This is a genomic window from Streptomyces otsuchiensis, from assembly GCF_004305975.1.
In the GTDB taxonomy this organism is placed as follows: Bacteria; Actinomycetota; Actinomycetes; order Streptomycetales; family Streptomycetaceae; genus Streptomyces; species Streptomyces otsuchiensis.
The window spans coordinates 20,231-27,053 of sequence record NZ_BHZI01000038.1 but is presented as its reverse complement, the minus strand read 5'-3'; the positions used below and the strand labels follow the sequence as shown (position 1 = coordinate 27,053).

The following is a 6,823-nucleotide window of genomic DNA, read 5'->3' as shown; positions in this document are numbered from 1 at the left end:
CTCCCGCCCCGACGCGACCCCATGACGGCGACCGCTCCGGGCAGTTCTACGGGAACTGCAGCCGGCCGAGCGTCCCCTGGAAGACGTGGAGATCGTCGACCGCCCCCGGCCAGTACTCACCCCAGCCGTCGGACGTACGCGCCCGGCCGACCTGCAGGGAGTCCTCGGCCGCGAAGGGGAACACCCCGTCCGCCCAGCTGGCGGCGGGCACGCACTCCGGCCCGTCGTCCTCGTCGCAGACAACCTCCATCAGCCACTCGTCCAGGTAGAGCTCCGCCCGCTGGGTCGCGGCGTCGTACACCACGGCGATGTGGTGCCAGCTGCCGGTGTGGATCCAGTGGCCGTGCTCGACGGTGACCGAGATGGCGTCCGGCGAGTCCTCCGAGGCGAGGGTGACCTGCCACAGACCCCAGTCCGGTTCCTCCGGATCCGGCACGACCCGGATCACCATCGCGTCCCGCTCCGCACCCGCCAGACTGAGCAGGGTCACCGGGCCGTCCGGGGCCCGGTCCAGACGGGCCCAGGCCGCGACCGTGAAACTGTCGGAGGTGTCGATCGGTACCACGGTGGTCCGGGCGTGGCCGTCCGCACCGTCGAGCAGCAGCGCACCGGCCCACCAGCCCTCGCCGAACGCGGTGCCGCCGTGCAGGGCGAGGTCGTTGGCGAACGGCGACACGTCGGGCGTGGCAGCCGCACCGTCGTCGAACGGCCAGTGGCCGGCCAGGACGGGCGCCCGCGCGGCCAGCCGTTCGATCTCCTCACCACCGAGGACACGCCCGTGGATCCGCAGGTCGTCGATCTCACCGGGGAAGTACCCCCGGAGGTCGCCGTCGAGGCCACCGGCCCCGATCAGGAACGGGCCCCGCGCGGTCCACGCGCCCGTGTACGGGACACTGCCCGCCTGGCGGCCGTTGACGTGGAGGGTCAGGGTCTCCTCGACGGAGTCGTGCACTCCGGTGAGGTGCACCCACCGACCGTCCTGGGCCCGCACCCCGTCCGGCTGCGTCGCCGAGACCCCGGCCGCGCCGGGCGCGTCGCTGGCGCGGTGGCCGAAGCTCCAGCGGTCCGCCGAGACGGAGTAGGAGAGCTCCGGCCCCGGGGCGTGCTCCCCCGCGTGCGTGGCGACCACGGCCGAGCCGTCGACCAGGTCCTTGTCCAGCCGCGCCCAGGCGGAGATCGCGAAGTCCCCCGCGGTGTCGACGGGACCCGCCGCGGTGCGGGCGTAGCCGTCCACGCCGTTGAAGGCGGCGGCCGTACCCGCCATGCCGGGCACTCCCGTGGTCACCCCGCCGTGGAAGACCGCCGGGCGGGCGTCGCCACGACCGGTGACGGTGGAGGCGCCGGCGGACTCGTCGAGAGCGAACACGGAGAGCGCCGGCCGTCCGGGCGCCTGTTCGACGCGCCGGCCGTCGTGGAGACGGTCGACCCCGTCGGCCTCGGCGACCATCGCGTAGTCGAAGAGCCGCACCTCGTCGATGGCGCCGGGGAAGTGGCCGGTGACGGCTGCCCCGTCGCGTTCCGCCCCGATCCGGAACGAGCCCTGCGCGGTCCAGCCCGAGGTGTGCGGGGTCTCACCGGCGAGTCGGCCGTCGACGAAGAGCCGCAGCCGGGTCCCGTCGTAGGACCCGACGAGGTGGACCCACTCCCCCACGGTGGACGGCACCTCGGCGAGGACGGTGTCCAGCGCGCTGCCGGCGGTGTCGCCGACGCTCCGGGAGAAGGCCCACCGGCCGGAGTCGCCGACGTGGTGGAGCATGAAGCCCGTGGCGTGCCGGCCCGACTGCTGGAGGACCACCGACGCGTCGTCGCGTGAAGCGTCGAGCCTGGCCCAGGCCGCCACCGTGAACGGTCTTCCGGTGTCGACGACATGTCCCGTGCGGGCGGCGTATCCGGTGGCGCCGTCGAGTTCGAGCGCGCCACCGACCGCGCCGGGGACGCCCGGGGTGGCGCCGCCGTGCAGGGTGGCCTCGTGGACGGGAGTCTCGGGCAGCGCGTGCTCGGCGCCCGCGTCGTCGTCGAACGCCCAGAGGGCGCGGGGCTGTTCGCCGGCGCCCACCCTGAAGAAGTAGGTGGCCGGCGCGGAGACCCGGCCGGAGGCGTTGATCGCCTGAGCGGTGACCCGGTGGACCCCGGGGCGGTCGGGCAGCACCTGAACACTCCGGGAGGCGCCCGCCACGGTCGGAACCACGTTGGCGGGGTGCGGGTCGTTGTTGACGCCGTACCGGTAACGGGTGACCTCGTCGTCGCCGGAGGTGAACGTGAACGTGCCGTAGTGACCCGCGCCCTGGTGCCAGCCGTCCAGTGGATCCCCCGGGTCGCTCTCGGGGAAGCGGTCCGAGGAGATCTGCGGCGGCGCCGGTGCCGCGGCGATCCGGCCCGTGAACGACGCCGTCGTCTGCGCCGGCGCGACCGCCGTCGCGGGAACCACCCCCACCAGCAGCGCCACCGCGCACACACCCGCCACGGCCGTCGCACGCAGGCCGGACAGGCGTATTCGTCGAGCCATCCCCCGCTCCTCCCCAGAGCATCCGGTCGCCCTCACATGTGAGGGACCGAAGGAGAATACGGTGACCCCGCGCACGTCGTCCACTACGTTGAGCAGGGGCTTTCCGCCCGGCGATTCACCAGAAAGCAGACAGTTCGGACCAGGACATCCATGCCAGGAGGCCCAGATGTGATCATTTCACGACCACCTGGTATCTGATCCGCCGTCAGCGAACAGCATCGGACGCCAAGCAGGGCAGCCGGGGACCCATGGCGGAACACAGCGGTCCGGTTACGGGGCATGCTCCGCGAGGGGGCGCGAGGACCGGCGCCATCGCGCAATTTCATGTACGCATGCGCGCAAGTCCCGCGAGGCGCCACATTAAGGGAACCTTAAGGCTGGAGCGGGTCGCAACGCCCGGTCCTGGGCGAATGCCACAGGGGCGGTGATTACCGCTGGTCACGAGGGTAGTGCGCAACGTGCGCCCCCTTCGCGCCCGCGTGCGCCGGGTGGTGACGGGGCATCGGAGCAGTGAATTTGCACAAGAAAGGACCACGCACTCGGCATATGCACGCCATGATGGAGCCATGGCAGTCACCGCGAGCGGCTCCCGTCGAGGAGTAGATACCGATCACGAACTCATCAGCGCCGCAAGGGACTTGAGATGCGATGCCACGGCGCAGGAAGTTCGGCTGCCGAACCGGCCGGAGGCCGCCTCGGCGGCACGCCGGCTGACCCGCGTTCACCTGCACAGCCGCTGGATGCTCGGTGCCGAACTGACCGACAACGCGGTGCTGCTGGTCTCGGAGCTGGTCAACAACGTGCTCCAGCACGCGGGCGCCCAGACGTTCTCCCTGCGGATCAGGCGTCGGCGCGGATGGGTTCGCGTCGAGGTCCGTGACCCCTCACGCTCGCTGCCCTGCCTCCTGCCCGTCGGGGCGCTGGAGCCGACCGGGCGCGGGCTGTGCCTGGTGAACCATGTGTCGGACCGCTGGGGCGTGGATCTGCTGCCCCTGGGCAAGTCCGTCTGGTTCGAACTGCGCGTGACGGGCTGAGCCCGCCGCTCCGGATCACCTCGCACGGCCCGCGGCGGTGACGCGCCGGTGCCGTCGGCTGTGACCGTGGTTGCGGCTCTGTGGCTCAGCGCACCCCGCGCCGGTTGGTCGCCGCCCGGCGCCGGCGGTCATTGCACAGGAGGCACTTGCCCCACCCCGGCGGCAGCGGGTCCTCCTTGTCACCGTGGAGAGGATCGACCGCGCCCTGCGGATGCACGCGGCAGCCGGTCGCCCCCGGACCGGCGCTGAGCGCGAGCGCGGCCGCCTGGGCGCGGCGCAGGGCGTCCACCAGCACGTCCGCCTGTTCGCCCGTCGGCATCTCCTGGTCGAAGGCGATGTCGGAGGCCGTGCGCAGGGCCACCTGGAGCTCCCGCCAATCGCTCTGCTCACTCATGCCCGCCAGCGTAGGCCCTGCCTCGGACAGGCGCGCTCGCGGACGGCACTCTCCCCCGGACACCGCGCACCCGAACAGCACGCTCCCGGACGGCGCGCTCCCGGTCAGCCCGAGGGCGACGTGCCCGCGGTGGCCAGCCGCTCCTGGGTGACGGTGCAGTAGACGCCGCGTTCCTCACGCTCCCAGACGCCGTACCACTCCTGGAACCGGGCGACGCTGTCGAAGGTGGCCTGGTCGTACACGCCGGTGACCTCCACCCGGAAGTGGTCGCCCAGCTCGTTGAGGCGTTCCTGGAGGGCCCGGACCTCGGGGCCCTCGTCGCCGGGGCCGAGCACCGTCTCCGGCGGGGTCGTCCGGTCCTCCTGCGGGGTTTCGGACTCCGGTGGGGCGGGAGGAGCGGTGTCGTCGGACGGGGCGGTATCGCTCGCGCGGGGCCCGCCGGACTCCCGCGGCGGGGCGGAACGGTCCGGGACACCGGCGCGCTCCCGTTCCTCGTCGGGGCCAGGCCGGCCGGGGGGCTCGGGGGCGCCGCTCTCGGGCAGCGCGGCGTCGTCCGCGACGCCGTCGTCATCGGGTGCGGGCGCCTGCTCGTCGGCCTCGTCCTCCGTGTCGTCCTCGTCGCCGGAGACGGTGTCGCCGTCGGGGAGCGCGATGCTCGGCCCGGGGTCGGCGTCCAGCCGTGCGTCACCCTCGCCGGTCCTGCCGCCGAGCAGGGAGACGGCCACGGCCGTGGCACCGACCGCCACGGCGACCGCGCCGCCGGCCAGCAGGGTGCTCCGGGCCCGTCGGCGGTGCTTCCCGCGGCGCGGGCGTTCCAGGACGACGGCCTGCTCCAGGTCGTGCCCTCCGGGCTCCGGCGGTGCACCGGTGCCCGTGGGTCCGGCGTCGGCGGGCGGGCCGGCGTGCTCCGGAGGGGCGGCGCTGACGCCGGGCAGGCGGGCCGTGCTGGAGAACATCGCCAGGTCACCGGGGTCGGGTCCGCGCTCGGGAGGGAGCAGAGGCTGGATGGGGCGTTGTGCCGACGCCTCGGGACTCGGGGCCGCTTCCGCGCGGGGCAGGGCGACCGTACCGAGGTCGTCGCCCGCGTGGCTCTGGCCGTGCCGGTTCTCCGGACCGTCCCGGCCGTCCCGGCCGGCCGTGCAGCCGCAAAGCCGCTCCCCGTGGCCCGCACTGTGGCGGCCTCCGGCGCAGGACGGTTCCCGGCCCATGACGTCCTCCCCCTTGACGTTCGACGGCGGTGTGATGATGCCACATGGCTCCCGGTGGCGAGCAGGTGCTCACCGGCCAACGTGGGCACCCCGGCGGCGTCCCGCGGAGAGCGCGGACGCTTGGCCGGAGGACGGCGCCGGCCGGCGGGCCCGCGACATGCCGACGACGTGGGCGACCGCGCCGGGACCGCTGTCAGTGTCGGCTGACATTCTCCCAACTACCCCTGTGGCGAACGATTACGGAGATCCGACATGTCCTCCCGCCTGGATGCCCACGAGCATCTCGAAGCACCGGTCAGCTCACCGTCCGGGACCTGGTCCCTGACCTATGACCACGAAGGCCGCGCCGTAGTCGTCGACGCGGCGGGCACCACGACGTGGCGGGCCGGCGCACCGGGCAGGCTTTCGCTGGAGCTCGCGGGCGATCTGGTCGTCCAGCGGGGAGAGGAGGAACTCTGGCGCCGGCCTCTCCCGGCCCCCCGGCAGATCGACTCGCTGCGCGTGACCGACGACGGCGACGCCCTGATCTGCCGCAGCGGCGACGTCGCGGTGCACAGCCTGGTGCACGGGCCGGTGGAGACCGTGGTCCTCGGTGACCGGGCGCCGTTCGCGGAACTGGGCGACGGCCGGTGCATACAGTGGGAGGACGGCCGCCGCAGCGCCACGGTGAGCCTGACCGGCGAGCTCCGCGAGGAGCGGGCGGACCACCGCGGCATGCCGCTCGGCTCGACCAGCCTCGTGGTCTCCGAGTCGCGCCGTCTGGACCGTCCCGGGACCTGGCTGACCTGGCGGTTCCTCGACGACGAGCGGGGCTCCGGCTGGGAGCTGGTGCTGGTGGACGCGGCCGACCGCGTGGTGTGGGGTCTGAGCCGCGGCGACATCGACCCCGCGGACGGCGTCGGCGGGGAGAGGACCGCGGAGGAGACCGCGGTGCTGCCGGACCAGCCGCTGCCGGTGGAGGAGTCGGGCGGGTACGAAGACGCCTGGGCGGAGGAGCTGGGACTCGATGACTGGTACTGCGTCACCGTCGTGCGCGACACCGCTCCCGACACCGTGCTGACCCGCCTGGGCGCGGAGCCGGAGGAGATCACGACCGCCACCCAGCAGCAGCTGTTCCGGCGCACCAGCTTCGAGGACCGGTCCGGCCACGACAGCGCCGCCATCGCCTTCCCCCTGGGGCCGCACACCCTGCTGGTGGAGCACTCCGGCTGGGCGGCGTGGCGGCTTCCCGCGCTGTCGGTGGGCGCTGTCGCGGTGACGGTCTACAGCGTCATGGGCGACGAGCGGTTCATGGTCAGCCGCGACGGGCAGACCCTGGCCGGCTACCAGGACGAGACGTTCGGGGAGCCGGGGATCGGCGACCCCGAGCCGGCGGTCATCGCGCCCGCGCTTCGGGAGATGGGGCACGACCAGCTCGCCGAGAGGAACCTCGCCCACCGGCCCTTCCACGTCGCCGACGGCTGGGAGGAGGACCTGGACGAGGACGAAGAGCACGAGGACGAGGACCAGGAGGTGGACAGCCTGGAGCTGATGTGCCGGGTCGCACGCGTCCGCCCCACCCCCGCCCACGTCCGCGCGCCCGGCCGCGTCTGGATCGCCACGGCCCGCTGAGCGAGGTTTCGCCGGGGCTCGGCCGGCCCGCCCCACCCGGGGCCAACCGGCCGAGCCCTAGGTCCTACGA

At 73.7% G+C, this 6,823-nt stretch carries 5 protein-coding genes; 2 read left to right on the top strand and 3 right to left on the bottom strand.

From position 1 onward, the window contains the following. Positions 1 to 46: 46 nt before the first annotated feature. Positions 47 to 2,506 carry a LamG domain-containing protein gene (locus tag E0D90_RS06110; protein WP_130796894.1) on the bottom strand — a complete coding sequence of 820 codons (2,460 nt, stop codon included), beginning with the start codon at positions 2,504 to 2,506 and terminating at the stop codon, positions 47 to 49. A 566-nt stretch (positions 2,507 to 3,072) separates the two neighbouring features. Here E0D90_RS06110 and E0D90_RS06105 point away from each other — a divergent pair. Further along, positions 3,073 to 3,540, top strand: coding sequence for an ATP-binding protein (locus E0D90_RS06105; RefSeq protein ID WP_130796893.1), 468 nt, complete (start codon positions 3,073 to 3,075; stop codon positions 3,538 to 3,540). Positions 3,541 to 3,625: 85 nt separating this feature from the next. Here the strand turns inward: E0D90_RS06105 and E0D90_RS06100 are convergent, their stop codons facing one another. Both E0D90_RS06100 and E0D90_RS06095 read right to left on the bottom strand, forming a co-directional pair. After that, on the bottom strand, positions 3,626 to 3,934 hold the full coding sequence (locus E0D90_RS06100) for a hypothetical protein (RefSeq protein WP_103501491.1): 309 nt from the start codon (positions 3,932 to 3,934) through the stop codon (positions 3,626 to 3,628). 104 nt (positions 3,935 to 4,038) lie between these two features. Next, positions 4,039 to 5,142, bottom strand: coding sequence for a peptidoglycan-binding protein (locus E0D90_RS06095; protein ID WP_130796892.1), 1,104 nt, complete (start codon positions 5,140 to 5,142; stop codon positions 4,039 to 4,041). A gap of 252 nt (positions 5,143 to 5,394) precedes the next feature. Between E0D90_RS06095 and E0D90_RS06090 the strand changes: the two genes are divergently transcribed. Further along, positions 5,395 to 6,753, top strand: a complete 1,359-nt coding sequence (locus E0D90_RS06090) for a DUF6461 domain-containing protein (protein ID WP_130796891.1) — start codon at positions 5,395 to 5,397, stop codon at positions 6,751 to 6,753. Positions 6,754 to 6,823 lie beyond the last annotated feature (70 nt).

Excerpts from the sequence above, each read along its gene's own strand:
- E0D90_RS06105 (WP_130796893.1), top strand. The coding sequence starts at position 3,073 with ATGGCAGTCACCGCGAGCGGCTCCCGTCGAGGAGTAGATACCGATCAC.
- E0D90_RS06095 (WP_130796892.1), bottom strand. The coding sequence starts at position 5,142 with ATGGGCCGGGAACCGTCCTGCGCCGGAGGCCGCCACAGTGCGGGCCAC.
- E0D90_RS06110 (WP_130796894.1), bottom strand. The coding sequence starts at position 2,506 with ATGGCTCGACGAATACGCCTGTCCGGCCTGCGTGCGACGGCCGTGGCG.
- E0D90_RS06100 (WP_103501491.1), bottom strand. The coding sequence starts at position 3,934 with ATGAGTGAGCAGAGCGATTGGCGGGAGCTCCAGGTGGCCCTGCGCACG.
- E0D90_RS06090 (WP_130796891.1), top strand. The coding sequence starts at position 5,395 with ATGTCCTCCCGCCTGGATGCCCACGAGCATCTCGAAGCACCGGTCAGC.